The organism is Delftia sp. (assembly GCF_059499305.1).
In genome coordinates this window covers 157635-172171 of the sequence record NZ_JCABYI010000002.1, presented here as the reverse complement: position 1 = coordinate 172171, position 14537 = coordinate 157635, and the positions used below count along the sequence as shown (strand labels likewise).

Sequence of the window (14537 nt, the reverse complement as noted above, 5' to 3'; positions counted from 1 at the left end):
TCACCAGCGAGCATGGCTTGCCGGTATCGGGTCTTGGATTGCCATTGCGTCCAGCACTGGAATTGGGGTTGGACTTCATCGCAATCCCTGCTGGTCAAGCGGCATGAAATCCGCACACAACCCATTGTTATAAAAGGAAAAAACAACACCTTAGAATCAGACCATGTAGAGATCGTCTGAGGCAGAGAATGAACCTGGACAGCAAACTTCAGATATCGCTGAGCAAGCGCTCCGGCAACATCGTGCTCCGGCGTGATCTGAGCAGATTGGCAAGCGCTTCCCACCTCAGCGAGGCCTTGCATGACTTGGTCTCGGACGGCCGCCTGATCCGCCTGGGCGCCGGCATCTATGCCAAGGCAAGGCCCGACGCCAGCGGCGATCCGCAGTTGCTCGCCCCCAGCGATGAGCTGGTCAGGGAGGTGCTGGACAGACTGGGAATCAGGTTTCGCAGCGTGGATCTGGTCAACGAGGCGGGTCAGGCCACGCTGCTGATCGATGCAGGCAGCCAGCGCATCTCACGCAGGCTGAATCTGGGCGATGTCGCCGTGCGCTATGTCCGCAATCCCTCGGCACCTGATGAACCCGGCGAAACCTTGCCCGCAGACGTGAACGCCCTGCCCACCAAAGGTGTACGCCAGTTTGTCGAGCGGCTGGCCCGCACGCACCACATCCAGCACCAGCGTACCGGACTGGACGACTATGCACAGGCAGTCACACGCGCTGCAGGAGATGAAGTGGAGCTCGACAGCACGGGCAAGCTGCTCGTGGCCTTGAAGAAAAAACATGTCATCAATGGCCGGCAGCTTGCCAGGCTGATGACCAATCACATGAGGGAGGTGCAGGATGTTCGATCCGTTCGGGGACTTCGAAAGCGCGGGCTACCTGCGCAACATTGAAGGACTGAAAGACGCCCGTGAGGTCAAGATCCAGGAACACCTCTTTTTCGAGGCCAACCTGGAAGAAGCACTTGCCTTTCTGGCAAGCATCCGGGGCCGGATTGGCTACCGCGATTTTTTGCGCGTTCACGCCATCCTGTTTTCCGACTTCTACCCCTGGGCCGGCCAGGACAGGCGTGCGCTGGGCGTGGGCCGGCTCGTCGGCAGGGGTGCAGGCCTGCAATTCGAAGTGTCAGAGCTGTGCCAGCGCGCCGTCGAATGGGGCCTGGACATGGGCAACGATGCAGGCACCCTGCGCGACAAACCTGGTGCTGTCATGGGCGCGTTTGCCTGGGGTCATCCCTTTCTCGACGGAAATGGACGCAGCATGCTGCTGATCCATGCCGAGCTGTGCCACCGCGCGGGCTTTGCCATCGACTGGCTGGCCTCCAACAAGGAGGCTTATCTGAAGGCACTGACCCAGGAGATCCAGAACCCGCAAGGCAGACACCTCGATACCTATCTGCGCCCCTTGATCACCTCTGCCAACACGCAGACCACCTTGCTTGATCATCTGCGGGCATTGCCAGGGCTGAAGGGTCCGGGCGATGACGTGCATCGCCCGGACATGAACGTGGCATACCGGGCCGACGACCAGGAAGCAGCCCAGTCCTATCTGGAGATGAAGCGCGCACGCGGCGAGCATGCCGCTTGACAGCGGTACAGCAACCCTCCCCCTCCCCTACCCCTCATTGACCAGCAACGACAGCGCATGCGCCTCGGTAGGCAAAGGCACATCCCAGCGCTGCAGCAGGCCGAGCAGGGCCGCGTTGGTCAGCGTGGTGTCGCGCGCGCGGTTGCGGGCCAGCAGGGTTGGGCGGCTGGCTTCCAGGTGCACGAGTTCCACGCGGGCGCCGTAGGCCAGGCACAGGTCCACGGTCTTGCTGCGCATCTGGCGCGACAGGTGGGTGGCGTTCCAGACGAAGGGCTGGCCCGCGCGCAGCAGGGCCTTGGCCTTGTCCACGGCGTGGTGGGCGGCCGCGCCCTCGTTCTGGCCGTGGCGCAGGCCCAGCTCCGTACGCGCATCGTCGAAGGAGACCACGGGCAGGTCGCCATGGTGGGCGGCCACCCAGGTGTTCTTGCCGCTGGCCGGCAGGCCGCACATGACGATGGCGCGCGAGCCGGCCTGCGCGTGCAGCACATAGTCGGGATGCAGCTGCGCGCCGCGGAAGTAGCGCACCGCCGTCTCGGCCGAGGCAAAGCGGCGTGGCGTGCGCAGGCAGCCCTCCTCCAGCGCGAACTCGCGCACCAGCTCGATGTTGACCAGCACGGACGCAATGTCCGGGCAGATGCGACCGCGCATGTCGGCCCGCGCCAGCAGCGTGAGCAGGTGCAGGTCCACCTGCCAGGACAACTCACGCACGATGAACTCGGGCGAGTGGCCGCGCCGCGAATCGGCAAAGGCGAAGAACGGCACCTGGTGCACGGCGATCAGCCGGCAGATGGCCTCGCGCTGGTCCACGGGCGCGCCGGCTTCCCAGAGCATGAGCCGCGCATCCAGCGCACCGCGGCGCGAATGGCCGGGCTGGCCGATGCGGCCGTCCTCGCCCACCACGGTGGTCGAGCACTTGGCCACGTCGTGCAGCAGCGCGGCCAGGAAGACCGTCTCGCGCTCGGTGGCGGTGAGCGCCGCATGGCCGGGATCGGCCAGCAGCTCGCGTACCACCATCTGCGTGTGCGTCCAGACATCGCCTTCGCCGTGATAGACGGGGTCCTGCGGCGTGGTTTTGGCCTGCTCCAGCTGGGGGAAGGCGGCCAGGCAGGCCGCGAAGTCGGGGTCGGCGCCGGGCTGCGGCACCAGGGACTGGATCTGTTTCCAGTTCGTCATGGCAATCTCCTTGCGATGGGTCTGCGCTGCAGGCCTCACCAGCTTTTTGAAATATCGGCCGCAAAGATGTCTGCGCCTTCGCGCAGCCCGTTGGGGACGATGGGCCGCTCGCTGTGGTGCGAGCCCGAGTCGAGGATGACCTGCACGAAGTCCGGCCGCACGAACTTGTAGCGCGCCACGGTCTGGCCGTCCTCCTCCACCTTGAGGTAGAGGCCTTCGGCCAGCTCGGAGCCGTCGGTCTGCCGCCAGCACAGCGGCAGGTCCAGCTTCTGGCGGGCCACCACCTGCTCGAAGGCCTGGCGCCAGCGCGCGCTGCGGCCCAGCGAAGGGGCCAGCAGCGCCAGCAGGTCCTGCATGCGCCGGGGCGCCGCCCCGCTGTAGAGCACGGGCACCGAGACCACGGGCACGCCGGCCAGCAGGGCATGGCGGCGCGGCGTGTCCAGGAAGCACTGCGCCGAGCGGTCCCAGATGTCGAACTCGCAGAACCAGTGCGGCAGCGCGTCGTAGAACAGCGAGTGCTTGGCATACATCCACTCGCCGAACACCTGGTAGCGGTCGTCCAGCAGGGACAGCAGCGCGCCCTCGTGGGCCTGGGCCCATTGTTTGAAGAGGTTGAACTGGCGCTCGCGCCCGCCGGGCCGCTCGCTGTCCAGGTAGTGGCCGCGCGACTGCAGCAGCAGCTGGCCGTCGCCGGCAAAGCTCAGCGCGGCGTTGGCGCCGTCGAGCTTTTCCTCGACGACGATGTGCCGGCCGGCCAGCCGCTCATAGGGCACGGCGTCGTCCTGGTCGCCGGCCTGCAGGCGCGAGCCGCGCAGGTGCGGCGTGCGGGGGTACTTGAGGATCTCGATGCTCGAAAGAAAACGAGGGCCTGGAGAAATGGATGGGGTCATGTCGTGCTTTCCGAAAACGATGCAGCACCCCACGGCGACATGCCGTGGAGCGGGAAAAGCCGACGACGACGCCAGGCGCCGCAATGCAGGGGATGCAGCGACAGCGCGGCCTGGCCCGTGGTGGCCGGGCCGGCAGGCTGTCGAAGGGGAAGATGGCAGGACTGTCGGGGCCGTCCGCAAACCGGACGGTCAGCCGCAAGCCCTCAAAAGGCCACGCACCGCAGCGCACACGCAAAAGACATCCGTGGCAAGGCCAGGATCAGCGTGTGACGAAGTCGTTCAGCAGGAAGCTGTGCGGCGGGGCATGGTGCACCTCGAAAGGGTGAGGGTGGATGGGAGGGGTGCGAGTCTATCGCCCGTTGCCCCGCAGGCACAAGCGGCTGCGCGCCATGCCGGGCCGATTGTTGGCTGCTAGCCACGCACGGCGGACTTGAAGGCGGCGCCCAGCGCATCCAGCGCCGCGCGCGGCCGGCCTTCGCGCACGCGGGTGTGCAGCAGCACGGGCAGGCGCGGCAGCGTGGGCAGGCCCAGGCGCGGGCCCACGTCCACGGCGCCCAGGGCCAGCATGCGCGGCGCCAGCGCAGCCACGCCCAGCCCCGCCATGACGGCGGCCGAGACAGCGGCTACGCCGCCGCCCACGAACACCTCGGTCCACGGCATGCGCGCCGTATCCAGCAGTTGCCCGGCCATGGCGCGCACGCCGCAGGGCTCGGCCAGCGTGGCCAGCGGCAGGGGCTCGCCCGCGCGGTGCTGCCAGCCGGGCGCGGCAAACCAGCCGAAGGGCTCCTCGGCCAGCAGCTCGCCGTCGTCACGCCCGGCATGCGTGCGAACGATCACCGTGTCGTACTCGCGCCGGTCAAACCCCTGCAGCAGCGGGCCGGACGATGCGATGCGGATGTCGATCAGCAGCTGCGGGTCCTGCGCATTCATGCGGGCGATCAGGGCCGGCAGCTCAGGCCCGGCCACGTGGTCGCTGATGCCGATGGTCAGCCGCTGGCGCGTGCTGACGGCCAGCGCCAGTGCGCGCTCATGGGCCTGCAGCAGTTCGCGCGCATGGGGCAGGAAGTCGGCACCCAGCGCCGACAGCTGCACGTGGCGCGGCGTGCGCTCGACCAGCCTGCAGCCCAGCCGCTGCTCCAGCCGCTTGAGCTTGAGGCTGACGGCAGCCTGCGTGGTCTGCATGGCTTCGGCCGCGCGCGTGAAGCTGCCCAGGTCCGCGATGTGCACGAAGCCTTGCACGGCATCCAGGTCCAGAGGTCGTTGAATCATTTCAATCCATTATTACTGATATCAGCAATCATGGCTTTTCAAAATATCTGGCGCGGCCTACCTTCGAGGCTCCCACAACGCAAAGCAACGCAACTCAACTCAACGCAAAGGAGCCACACCATGCCCATGACCCGGATCAACATGCGCGCCGGCAAGTCGCCCGCCTACCGCCAGGCCATCTGCGACAGCCTCTACCGCGCCATGCGCGAGACCTTCAACGTGCCGGAGGACGACCAGTTCATGACCATCACCGAGCATGACGGCGACAACTTCCGCTACAGCGCCTCCTACCTGGGCGTGGCGCGCAGCGACGATCTGGTGCTGGTGCAGCTCACGGTCAGCAACACCCGCAGCCTGGAGCAGAAGATGGCGCTGTTTAGCCGCATCGCCGAGCTGCTGGTCGAAAGCCCCGGCCTGCGGCCCGAGGACGTGTTCGTCAACCTGGTCGAGGTGGACAAGGGGAACTGGTCCATGGGCCATGGGCTCGCGCAATACGCAACTTAAGACACGCGGATCGGCGCAACACCCACAGCGGCGCGCTCAGTCCGGCACACTCAGTCCGGCACAGCCAGCGCCGCCACGAATTGCTGGCCCACGGCGGTGATGATCTCGGCGCGCGCCGCCGTGCGCAGCTGCACCAGGGCGATCTGGCGGCTCTCGGCAGTCTGGGCAAGGGGCAGCACGCGCAGGCGCGGGTCGCCCTCCCAGCCATGCCGCGCCAGATTGGGCAGCATGGCCACGCCCATGCCGTCGCGCACCAGCTCCACGATGGTCTCGATGGAGTTGAGCTCCAGGAACTCCTGGGGCTTGGCGCGCAGGCGGCGCAGCGTGCGCTCCACCAGCTCGCCCGTGTGCTCGGTGCGGTCGAAGCGGATGAAGGGATAGCGCTCCACCATGTCGGCAGGCGCCGCGGGCCGGGCGGCGCGCGGTGCCAGCAGCACCATGGGCTCGGCGTACAACGGCGTCCAGACCAGCGAGGGGCGCTTGATGGCCGGGTTGTAGACCACCACGGCCGCATCCAGCTCATGGTTCTCCACCTGGGCGATCAGCCGGTTGGACTTGCCCGAGACCACATGCAGGTCCACCGCCGGATGGTGGCGCTTGAGCTCCAGCGTGGCGCGCACCAGCTGGCTCAGCGCCGAGACGATGGAGCCGAACTGCACGGTGCCGGCCAGCGGTGCGTCGGCCCGCGTGCCGTGCTTGGCCTGCTCGTACAGCGCCACCAGCTGGGTGGCAATGGGCACCAGCGCCCGGCCCTGCTCGTTGAGCGTGACCAGCTTGCCCTGGCGCGCGAACAGCTTGCGCTTGAGGTCGTTTTCCAGCGTGCGCATCTGCAGCCCCACGGCCACCTGGGTCAGCGCCACGCGCTGTCCGGCGGCGGTGAAGGAGCCCTCGGCCGCCACGGCGAGGAAAGTGCGAAGAATGCGCAGGCTTGGCATAAAAGTTTTGCTTTCAAGATTCGTAAGAAATTCCAGCTTTCACCAAACAGTTTCTATCATCAAAATCGCTGGCAACCGATAGCCGATCGTCCTGATCACACCCTCCCACTTCCCGGATTTCTGGAGATCTCCATGCCTGCACCCGTGTCCCGCCGCCTGCTCGTCTGCTGCGCCGCCCTGTTGACCTGCGCCACGCCCGGCTGGGCCGCGCCCGCCGCCGATGCCTGGCCCTCGCAGCCGCTGAAGATCATGGTGGGCTTTGCCGCCGGCGGCGCCAACGACATCGTGGCCCGCATCCTGGCCAAGGAGCTGCAGCAGCGCCTGGGCCAGAGCGTGGTGGTGGAGAACCGCGGCGGCGCGGGCGGCCTGATCGCCAGCGAAGTGGTGGCCAAGGCGCCCAAGAACGGCTACACGCTGCTGCTGGGCTCCATCGGCAGCAACACCGTGGCGCCCGTGCTGGCCAAGAAGCTGTCGTTCGACCCGCGCAAGGACCTGGAGCCCATCACCCTGGTGGCCGAATCCGGCAACGCGCTGCTGGTGAACGCCGCCCTGCCCTACAAGACGGTGCAGGAAATGATCGAGGCCGCGCGCAAGGCGCCGGGCAGCATCAACTACGCATCGTCGGGCAACGGCTCCACCCTGCACCTGGCCGGCGCGCTGTTCGCGCAGCAGGCCGGCGTGAACCTGGTGCACGTGCCCTACCGCGGCAACGGCCCGGCCATCACCGATGTGTCGGGCGGCCAGGTGCAGGCCATCTTCTCGGGCATTCCGCCCGCCATCACCTCGGCCAAGACCGGCCAGACCCGCATCCTGGCCGTGACCACGAAGCAGCGCGTCAAGAACCTGCCCAACGTGCCCACCGTCGCCGAGGCCGGCCTGCCCGGCTATGCCTTCACGTCCTGGTACGGCCTGTTCACCACGGGCGGCACGGACCCGGCCATCGTCGAGCGGCTGGCCCTGGAAGTGCGCAAGATCATGGAGCGCCCCGAAGTGCAAGCCCAGTTCGAGGCCCAGGGCCTGGACCCCGAGACCAGCGACCCCAAGTCCTTCAAGCAGCAGATCGACCGCGAACTGACGCGCTGGAGCCGTGACGTGAAGACCATGGGCATCACCGCCGACTGAGGCAGGCTCTTTCATGCACGCCTCTTCCTCTCCCTTCACTCCCGGCAACCCCTACGACTCCAGGCGGGTGCCCGTGTTCGCGCGCAATGCCGTGTCCACCTCCCACCCGCTGGCGGCGCAGGCCGGCCTGCGCATGCTGTGGGCAGGCGGCAACGCGGTGGACGCGGCCATTGCGGCGGCGGCGGCCATGACCATCGTCGAGCCGGTGAGCAACGGCCTGGGCTCGGACGCCTTCTGCATTCTCTGGGATGGCAAGGAGCTGCACGGACTCAACGCCAGCGGCCGCGCACCGCAGGGCTGGGCGCCCGAGTACTTCCACCAGCGCTACGGCCGCCAGGACAAGCCGCCGCGCCGGGGCGTGGACTCCATCACCGTGCCGGGCGCCGTCAGCGCCTGGGTGGCCCTGCACGAGCGCTTCGGCAAGCTGCCCTTTGACGCGCTGATGGAGCCGGCCGCCGAGATCGCCGAGCGCGGCTACCTGGTGCCGCCCGTGGTCCAGCAGAAATGGGCCGCAGGCGCGCCCGAGCTGCAATCGCAGCCGGGGTTCAGGGAAAGCTTCCTGCCCCGGGGCCGCGCGCCTGAGGTGGGCGAGCTGTTTTGCTTTCCCGCCGCAGCGCGCGCCCTGCGCGCCATTGGCGCCACGCGCGGCAAGGCCTTCTATGAAGGCGAGATTGCCCGGGCCGTGACCTCGTTCGTGCAGCAGCACGGCGGCTGCCTGGGCATGGCCGACATGGCCGCGCACGAGGTGCAATGGGTGCAGCCGCTGGCCAAGGACTATCGCGGCCACACGCTGCACGAGATCCCGCCGGGCGGGCAAGGCATTGCCGCGCAGATCGCGCTGGGCATTCTGTCCAACTTCGACCTGGCCAGCCTGCCCGTGGATGGCGTGGCCTCCCAGCATCTGCAGATCGAGGCCATGAAGCTGGCCTTTGCCGACATCTACCGCTACGTGGCCGATGCGGACATGGAGGTGACGCCCGCACAGATGCTCGACGACGCCTACCTGGCCTCGCGCGCCAGGCTCATCGATCCGCGCCGTGCGCAGGACTTCAAGGCCGGCAACCCCGTGCGCGGCGGCACCATCTACCTGACGGCGGCCGACGAGAACGGCATGATGGTCAGCTTCATCCAGAGCAACTTCTCGGGCTTTGGCTCGGGCGTGGTGGAGCCGACCTTCGGCATCAGCCTGCAAAACCGCGGCCACGGCTTCGGCACCGACCCCCAGCACCCCAACCGCGCCAACCTGGTGGGCCCGGGCAAGCGCCCCTTCCACACCATCATTCCGGCCTTCCTGACCCGCGACGGCCAGCCCGTGATGAGCTTCGGCGTCATGGGCGGCAACATGCAGCCCCAGGGCCACATGCAGACTGTGGTGCGCATGCTGGACTACCGCCAGTCGCCCCAGGCGGCCTGCGATGCGCCGCGCTGGCGCGTCAACGAAGGCCTGGCCATCAACGTGGAAGGCGGCATGGACCCGTCCACCATCGCCGGCCTGCAGGCGCTGGGCCACCAGGTGGAGGTCATCCACGACCCCTACCAGGACTTCGGCGCCGGCCAGTTCATCTGGCGCATGGGCGATCCCGCCGTGGAGGGCTACCAAATCGCCAGCGACCCGCGCCGCGATGGGCTGGCGGCCGGGTTCTGAAGCGTGCTCCAACCCGCCTGTGGCTACTCCGCGCGCAGGCGCCCCTGCCGGGTCAGCCGCGCCGCCAGCGCGGCCTCTTCGCTGACCAGGCGCTGCAGCACGGCCGCGCTGGCCGGGAAGGGCTCGCTGCCCAGTTCGCGGATCAGGCGGCTGAACTCCGGGTCGGCCACGGACTGGGAGATCCAGCCATACAGGCTGTCCACGCTGGCCGTGGGCACGCCCTTGGGCGCGAACACGCCCACGAAGGTGGTGGCATCGAACACCGGCAGGCCCAGCTGGGCCAGGTCGGGCACATCGGCCAGCCCGCCCCCGGCGCGCGGCCCCAGCACGAGCAGCGCGCGCAGGGCGCCGCTCTTGATATGCGGCGTGGAGCTGGTGATCTGGTCCACCACGGCATCGATCTGCCCGCCGATCAGATCGACCAGGGCCGGCCCCGATCCCTTGTAGGGCACGGGATTGACGCGCACCTTCACGGCATCTTCCAGCTGCAGCACGGCCAGGTGATTGGGCGAGCCCGGGCCGGCATGGCCCACGGTCACGCTGCCATCCCTGGCCTTCATCGCCTTGATGAAATCGGCAGCGGTCTTGAAGCGCGCGTCGTTGGCGCGCACCACCACGACCACGGGCGTGCGGCTGACCACGGCAATGGGCGCAAAGCTGTCGGCGCGGTAGGGCAGCTTGATCATCTCGGGCAAGGTGCCCAACTGGCCCGGCGTGGCCACCAGCAGCGTATGCCCGTCCGGCTCGGCGCGCGCCACCCAGCCCGAGCCCACGGCACCACCGCCGCCCGCACGGTTGTCCACGATCACGGACTGCCCCGCATGCCGGGCCAGCGGAATGCCCAGCGTGCGGGCCACGATGTCCACGTTGCCGCCCGGCGCAAAGGGCACGAGCAGCGTGAGCGGCTTGGCCGGAAATGCGCGCGCCTGCACTGCCGATGCAGCCGATGCCGCAGCCAGCGCCGCGAAAGATACCGCCGTGCGGATAAAGCCTCTGCGGCCCGATGTGATTCGATTCATTTTCTCTGTCTCCTGCTATTTGAAAATCAATGACCCCAATACAGGCGCGCGGGATTATCGACCAATACCGTGTGCCTGTATTCCTCTGGAACCCAATCCACCAATGCCTGCGCCAATTCTCCAGCGGAATTCGAACGGGCCTTTATTCCGGGATGCGGCCAGTCCGACCCCCATACGATCCGGTGCGGATTGGCCTGCACCAGGGCATGTGCAATCGGAACCACGGCCGGGTCCACGGCCGATGCCGTTGCCGATATCCGGTAGGCGCCCGAGAACTTCACCCAGGCCCGGCCTTCCTTCATCAGCGCCTGCAGGTTGCGGCTGCCCGGCCCGCCGGCGCCCAGCTGGCGCGACGGGTGGCCGAAGTGATCCACCACCACGGCCACGCCCATGTCGGCCACGCGCTGCGCCAGGCCAGGGTCGTCATCCACGTTCACCAGCAATTGCACATGCCAGCCCAGGCCCCGGATGCGGTCGGCCACGGCCTGCAGGCTGGAGACGGAGACCCCGCCCGAAAACAGCGCATTGCACCGTGCGCCGCGCACGCCCAGGGCGTGCAGCGCTTCGATCTCCGCCTCCGGCGTGTCCTCGTAGATCACGGCCACGCCACGCATGCGGCCCGCTTCGGCATGGCGCAGCGTCTGCTTGAGAAGGCCGTGGTCGCGGCCATACACGCTGGGCTGGACCAGAACGCAGCGGGCCACGCCCAATGGGCGAAAGGCTTTCCAATAATCGTCCATGGACGCGACAGCCGGTGTATAGGCGCGCTCCGCAATCAACGGAAAATCATCGGAACGACCAAATACATGGAAATGGGTATCGCAGGAATTTTCTGGAAACAGATATTGTTCCGCTGGATTTTCGACTGCGTCGCAATCAACGGCACAGCGGTTGAAACTGGGTGAATTCATGGGCATTCATTTCAAAGCTGATGCATTGTCGTGAGGCACGTAAAATTCAGTCAAGCTCATCTTTGTCATCATCAAAATGAACAGCATTCAACATGCAGACGGCACGCCCCGGGCCCCGGTCAACCTGCGCAGCATCGACCTCAACCTGCTGGTGATCTTCGAGGCCCTGGTGGAAGAGCGCAGCGTGGGCAAGGCCGCCGCGCGGCTGGGCATCACCTCCTCAGCCGTCAGCCATGCGCTGCGCCGGCTGCGCACGCAGTTCAAGGACCCGCTGCTGCTGCGCACGGCCGAAGGCATGGCGCCCACGCCCGAGGCCGTGCGCCTGGCGCGCAGCTTCCGCAAGGCCTTCAGCGAGATCGAAAGCGCCATCGAAGTCAGCGGCGCCTTCGACCCCGCCACGGCGCGGCGCAACTTCCATCTGCGCCTGTCCGACTACGTGGGCGTGCTGCTGCTGCCGCAGCTGTGCATCCATCTGCGCGCCGTGGCGCCGGGCATCAGCCTGTCGGTGCAGTCCTTCGACGGCCGCCAGCCCTCGGACCGTGTCGAGTACGAAGGCGTGGAGATACGGCTGTCCGTCTCGCGCGGGCGCTCGGTGCTGTCGGCGTCACGGCGCCTACTGGACGACCAGTGGATGGTGCTGATGCGCAAGGACCATCCGGCCGCCGCCTCCCCGCTCACGCTGGAAAAATACCTGGAGCAGGGCCACCTGAAGGTCACGGGCGTGGGCAGCAGCATCGTGGACGAACTCCTGGCCGAGCGCGGGCTGGCGCGGCGCGTGATGTTCCAGGTGCCCACCTGGCTGGGCATGGTGCCCGTCATCGAATCCACCGACCTGGTGGCCGCCATGCCCGCGCACTGGATGCACAGCGTGCTGTCCGGCTCCAACTGCGTGGCGCGCCCCATGCCCCTGCCCGAGCTGGCCCTGTCCATCGACGCCGTCTGGCATCCGCGCAACGACCATGACGCGGGGCACAAATGGTTCAGGGAGCTGATCCACCAGATCTTCCAGGAGGCGTACAGCAAATCCCTGCTCCAGCAGCGCCTGGACAGGGCTGGCACGCGGAGCAACGCTTAACCCAGCCCTCATGCTTTTCGGTGAAGATGCGGTCTTTCCGCCGCACAAGCCATGACACCAGAACAACACACTCCAGCGCTGCAGCGCCGCAACCTCGGCCTGCTCGTGGCCGCGCAATCGCTGGGGGGCGCGTCGCCGCCCATCATCATTTCGCTGGGCGGCCTGGTCGGCCAGCAGCTGTCCACCAATCCCACGGCCACCACGCTGCCGGTCAGCATCTACCAGCTGGGCCTGGCGCTGTCCACGCTGCCTGCGGCCTGGCTGATGCAGCGCATGGGGCGGCGCACGGCCTATGTGCTGGGAGCCATCCTGGGCGTGGTCTCGGGCGTGATCGCCGCCCAGGGCATTGCGCACTCCGATTTCGTGACCTTCTGCATCGGCACGGCGCTGGCGGGCTTTTACGCGGCCTGCGTGCAGAGCTACCGCTTCGCGGCCACCGACGCCATGACCGACCCCGCCGAGCAGGCGCGCGCCATCTCGCGCGTGATGATCGGCGGGCTGATTGCGGCCATCATCGGCCCGCAGGTGGTGATCTGGACGCGCGACGCCCTGCCCATGACGCCGTTCGCAGGCAGCTTCTACAGCCAGGCCGTGCTCGCCCTGCTGGCCCTGCCGCTGCTGCTGGGCCTGAAGCTGCCGCCGCCCCAGGCCCGCGCCGTGGCGGGCGAGGCCCGGCCGCTGGCCGAGATTGCGCGCACGCCGCAGTTCATCGTGGCGGCCTCGGCCGGCGTGGTCAGCTACGGTCTCATGGCCTTTCTGATGACGGCCGCGCCCATGGCCATGGTGGGCTGCGGCCACACGGTGGGCGAGGCGGCGCTGGGCATCCAGTGGCATGTGCTGGCCATGTTCGCGCCCAGCTTCTTCACGGGCCGGCTGATCGCGCGCTTTGGAAAGCGCCGCATCACGGCGCTGGGGCTGGTGATGATCGCGGCCTCGGCCCTGATGGCGCTGATGGGGCTGGAGTTGCTGCACTTCTGGGGCTCCCTGGTGCTGCTGGGCGTGGGCTGGAACTTCGGCTTCATCGGCGCCACGGCCATGGTCACCGAGTGCTACCGGCCCGCAGAGCGCGCCAAGGTGCAGGCCCTCAATGACTTCCTGGTCTTCGGCACCGTGGCCGTGGCCTCGTTCGGCTCGGGCCAGCTGCTGCACACGGCCGGCTGGGACGGCATCAACACCTGGCTGCTGCCCATCGTGGGCGTGGTGCTGCTGATGCTGGCCATGCAGGGACGGGGTCGCGGCGCGGGCGCGCCGGCCTGAAGCCCCGAGCGGTCAATCGCCAGGGTCTGCACGGCGGCTGCCCAGCCAGAGCACGGCCACCCAGCCCAGCAGCGCCAGGGCCAGCAGCACGGACAGATGCCATAGCGCCGCCTCCAGCGGGGCGCCTGCCTGGTTCAGTCGCAGCGAGGCCTGGATGGCGGCCGTGCTGGGCGACAGCCAGCGCAGCGCCTGCAGCAGTTGCGGCAGGGCTTCGGCCGGCCAGCTGAAGCCGCCGACGAAGGCCAGCGGGATGGAGGTGAACAGCACCACCTGCATGGCGCGCTCGCGGTTGGCCAGCCACCAGCCCAGCAGCGCCGCCGCTCCCGCCACAGCCGGGACGAAGACGGCCAGCAGCGCCAGCGCGCCCCAGGGATTGCCGCCGCGTGGATAGTCGTGCCAGACGAAGATCCAGCCGAAGTAGTACAGGCCCGAGAGCCAGCCCAGCGTGCACAGCGCCAGCAGCCGCGCCAGCCAGGTGCGTGCCGGCGCCCTGTCCAATCCCTGCTCGCGCCAGGTTCCCACCAGCAGCGCGCCGCCCATGAGCAGCGTCTGCTGCAGGATGATGATGGCCACGGCGGCGACGACGAAGCTGCCGTAGCCTTCCGTCGGATTGAACAGGGCCTGCATCTGCAGGTTGACGGGCGAGCGGCTGGCCTGGGCCTGCAATGCGCTCTGTCCGCCGGCCGTCAGCCGCCGCAGCTCCACGCCTGCCGAGACCGTGCCGAAGGCCTCGGCAAAGCCGTACTGCACCTGCTTGGCGGCCAGCGGGTAGGCACCGTTGGCATAGACGGGGACCACGGCCTCTTCGCTGCGCACCACGCGGCGCTTGAGGTCGCGCGGCAGCAGCGCGTAGCCCATGACGCGGCCATCCAGCAGGGCCTGCTGCGCCTGGGCCTCGTCGCCCGTGACCAGAGCGACTTCGATGCGCGGGCTGGCCTGGGCAAAGCGCAGCATCTGGCGTGCCAGGCCGCTGCCGTCGTGCTGCACCACGGCCACGGGCACGCGCTGCACCACCTCCTGCCCATAGAACCAGGGATAGAAGAAGCCGTAGAGCACGGGTGCGCCCACCAGCAGCATGAGCACGCCCACGTCGCCGAACACGGCACGCAGGGCGCTGATGAAGTCTTGCGCAAAGCCCCTGGCCATC

14 protein-coding genes are annotated in these 14537 nt (G+C 68.0%); 7 read left to right on the top strand and 7 right to left on the bottom strand.

Features of this window, described 5'->3' with window-relative positions; all coding sequences use genetic code 11:
• Nucleotides 1–188 precede the first annotated feature (188 nt).
• Complete coding sequence (locus AC5I49_RS01770; protein WP_016448230.1) at nt 189–896, top strand: hypothetical protein; 708 nt, start codon at nt 189–191, stop codon at nt 894–896.
• Nucleotides 844–1590 (top strand): Fic/DOC family protein, encoded by a 747-nt coding sequence (locus AC5I49_RS01765; RefSeq protein ID WP_495788743.1) that lies wholly within the window; start codon nt 844–846, stop codon nt 1588–1590. Before AC5I49_RS01770 ends, AC5I49_RS01765 begins: the two co-directional genes overlap by 53 nt.
• Before the next feature lie 27 nt (nt 1591–1617).
• Here AC5I49_RS01765 and AC5I49_RS01760 read toward each other — a convergent pair whose 3' ends face one another.
• The 3 genes from AC5I49_RS01760 to AC5I49_RS01750 all read right to left on the bottom strand — a co-directional run bounded on the left by AC5I49_RS01760 (nt 1618) and on the right by AC5I49_RS01750 (nt 4922).
• On the bottom strand, nt 1618–2763 hold the full coding sequence (locus AC5I49_RS01760; protein WP_495788742.1) for an AAA family ATPase: 1146 nt from the start codon (nt 2761–2763) through the stop codon (nt 1618–1620).
• Between the two features lie 35 nt (nt 2764–2798).
• On the bottom strand, nt 2799–3653 hold the full coding sequence (locus AC5I49_RS01755; protein ID WP_034395448.1) for an RNA ligase family protein: 855 nt from the start codon (nt 3651–3653) through the stop codon (nt 2799–2801).
• 411 nt (nt 3654–4064) lie between these two features.
• Nucleotides 4065–4922, bottom strand: a complete 858-nt coding sequence (locus AC5I49_RS01750; protein ID WP_016448234.1) for a LysR family transcriptional regulator — start codon at nt 4920–4922, stop codon at nt 4065–4067.
• Between the two features lie 120 nt (nt 4923–5042).
• On the opposite strand from AC5I49_RS01750, the gene AC5I49_RS01745 reads away from it, so the two are divergent.
• On the top strand, nt 5043–5426 hold the full coding sequence (locus AC5I49_RS01745; RefSeq protein WP_495788741.1) for a tautomerase family protein: 384 nt from the start codon (nt 5043–5045) through the stop codon (nt 5424–5426).
• Nucleotides 5427–5476: 50 nt separating this feature from the next.
• On the opposite strand, the gene AC5I49_RS01740 is transcribed toward AC5I49_RS01745, so the two are convergent.
• Nucleotides 5477–6361, bottom strand: a complete 885-nt coding sequence (locus AC5I49_RS01740) for a LysR family transcriptional regulator (RefSeq protein WP_016448236.1) — start codon at nt 6359–6361, stop codon at nt 5477–5479.
• A gap of 132 nt (nt 6362–6493) precedes the next feature.
• Between AC5I49_RS01740 and AC5I49_RS01735 the strand changes: the two genes are divergently transcribed.
• Entirely contained in the window at nt 6494–7483 is a 990-nt protein-coding gene (locus tag AC5I49_RS01735) for a Bug family tripartite tricarboxylate transporter substrate binding protein (protein ID WP_277848638.1), read from the top strand.
• Between the two features lie 13 nt (nt 7484–7496).
• A complete protein-coding gene (locus AC5I49_RS01730; protein ID WP_016448237.1) occupies nt 7497–9128 on the top strand; it encodes a gamma-glutamyltransferase family protein in 1632 nt (543 codons plus the stop codon).
• A gap of 23 nt (nt 9129–9151) precedes the next feature.
• On the opposite strand, the gene AC5I49_RS01725 is transcribed toward AC5I49_RS01730, so the two are convergent.
• A complete protein-coding gene (locus AC5I49_RS01725) occupies nt 9152–10147 on the bottom strand; it encodes a tripartite tricarboxylate transporter substrate binding protein (protein WP_495788740.1) in 996 nt (331 codons plus the stop codon).
• Nucleotides 10148–10173: 26 nt separating this feature from the next.
• Nucleotides 10174–11058, bottom strand: a complete 885-nt coding sequence (locus tag AC5I49_RS01720; RefSeq protein WP_495788739.1) for an amidohydrolase family protein — start codon at nt 11056–11058, stop codon at nt 10174–10176.
• 76 nt (nt 11059–11134) lie between these two features.
• Here AC5I49_RS01720 and AC5I49_RS01715 point away from each other — a divergent pair, with 76 nt between their 5' ends.
• On the top strand, nt 11135–12133 hold the full coding sequence (locus tag AC5I49_RS01715) for a LysR family transcriptional regulator (RefSeq protein WP_495788738.1): 999 nt from the start codon (nt 11135–11137) through the stop codon (nt 12131–12133).
• A gap of 51 nt (nt 12134–12184) precedes the next feature.
• Nucleotides 12185–13390, top strand: coding sequence for an MFS transporter (locus AC5I49_RS01710; protein ID WP_016448243.1), 1206 nt, complete (start codon nt 12185–12187; stop codon nt 13388–13390).
• 12 nt (nt 13391–13402) lie between these two features.
• On the opposite strand, the gene AC5I49_RS01705 is transcribed toward AC5I49_RS01710, so the two are convergent.
• Nucleotides 13403–14536 (bottom strand): ABC transporter permease, encoded by a 1134-nt coding sequence (locus AC5I49_RS01705; protein WP_495788737.1) that lies wholly within the window; start codon nt 14534–14536, stop codon nt 13403–13405.
• Nucleotide 14537 lies beyond the last annotated feature (1 nt).

What these genes read in the sequence shown, in the direction of transcription:
- AC5I49_RS01715 (WP_495788738.1), top strand. Translation starts at nt 11,135, where the DNA reads ATGAACAGCATTCAACATGCAGACGGCACGCCCCGGGCCCCGGTCAAC.
- AC5I49_RS01755 (WP_034395448.1), bottom strand. Translation starts at nt 3,653, where the DNA reads ATGACCCCATCCATTTCTCCAGGCCCTCGTTTTCTTTCGAGCATCGAG.
- AC5I49_RS01765 (WP_495788743.1), top strand. Translation starts at nt 844, where the DNA reads ATGTTCGATCCGTTCGGGGACTTCGAAAGCGCGGGCTACCTGCGCAAC.
- AC5I49_RS01750 (WP_016448234.1), bottom strand. Translation starts at nt 4,922, where the DNA reads ATGATTCAACGACCTCTGGACCTGGATGCCGTGCAAGGCTTCGTGCAC.
- AC5I49_RS01705 (WP_495788737.1), bottom strand. Translation starts at nt 14,536, where the DNA reads ATGGCCAGGGGCTTTGCGCAAGACTTCATCAGCGCCCTGCGTGCCGTG.
- AC5I49_RS01725 (WP_495788740.1), bottom strand. Translation starts at nt 10,147, where the DNA reads ATGAATCGAATCACATCGGGCCGCAGAGGCTTTATCCGCACGGCGGTA.
- AC5I49_RS01760 (WP_495788742.1), bottom strand. Translation starts at nt 2,763, where the DNA reads ATGACGAACTGGAAACAGATCCAGTCCCTGGTGCCGCAGCCCGGCGCC.
- AC5I49_RS01770 (WP_016448230.1), top strand. Translation starts at nt 189, where the DNA reads ATGAACCTGGACAGCAAACTTCAGATATCGCTGAGCAAGCGCTCCGGC.
- AC5I49_RS01735 (WP_277848638.1), top strand. Translation starts at nt 6,494, where the DNA reads ATGCCTGCACCCGTGTCCCGCCGCCTGCTCGTCTGCTGCGCCGCCCTG.
- AC5I49_RS01710 (WP_016448243.1), top strand. Translation starts at nt 12,185, where the DNA reads ATGACACCAGAACAACACACTCCAGCGCTGCAGCGCCGCAACCTCGGC.
- AC5I49_RS01730 (WP_016448237.1), top strand. Translation starts at nt 7,497, where the DNA reads ATGCACGCCTCTTCCTCTCCCTTCACTCCCGGCAACCCCTACGACTCC.
- AC5I49_RS01740 (WP_016448236.1), bottom strand. Translation starts at nt 6,361, where the DNA reads ATGCCAAGCCTGCGCATTCTTCGCACTTTCCTCGCCGTGGCGGCCGAG.
- AC5I49_RS01720 (WP_495788739.1), bottom strand. Translation starts at nt 11,058, where the DNA reads ATGAATTCACCCAGTTTCAACCGCTGTGCCGTTGATTGCGACGCAGTC.
- AC5I49_RS01745 (WP_495788741.1), top strand. Translation starts at nt 5,043, where the DNA reads ATGCCCATGACCCGGATCAACATGCGCGCCGGCAAGTCGCCCGCCTAC.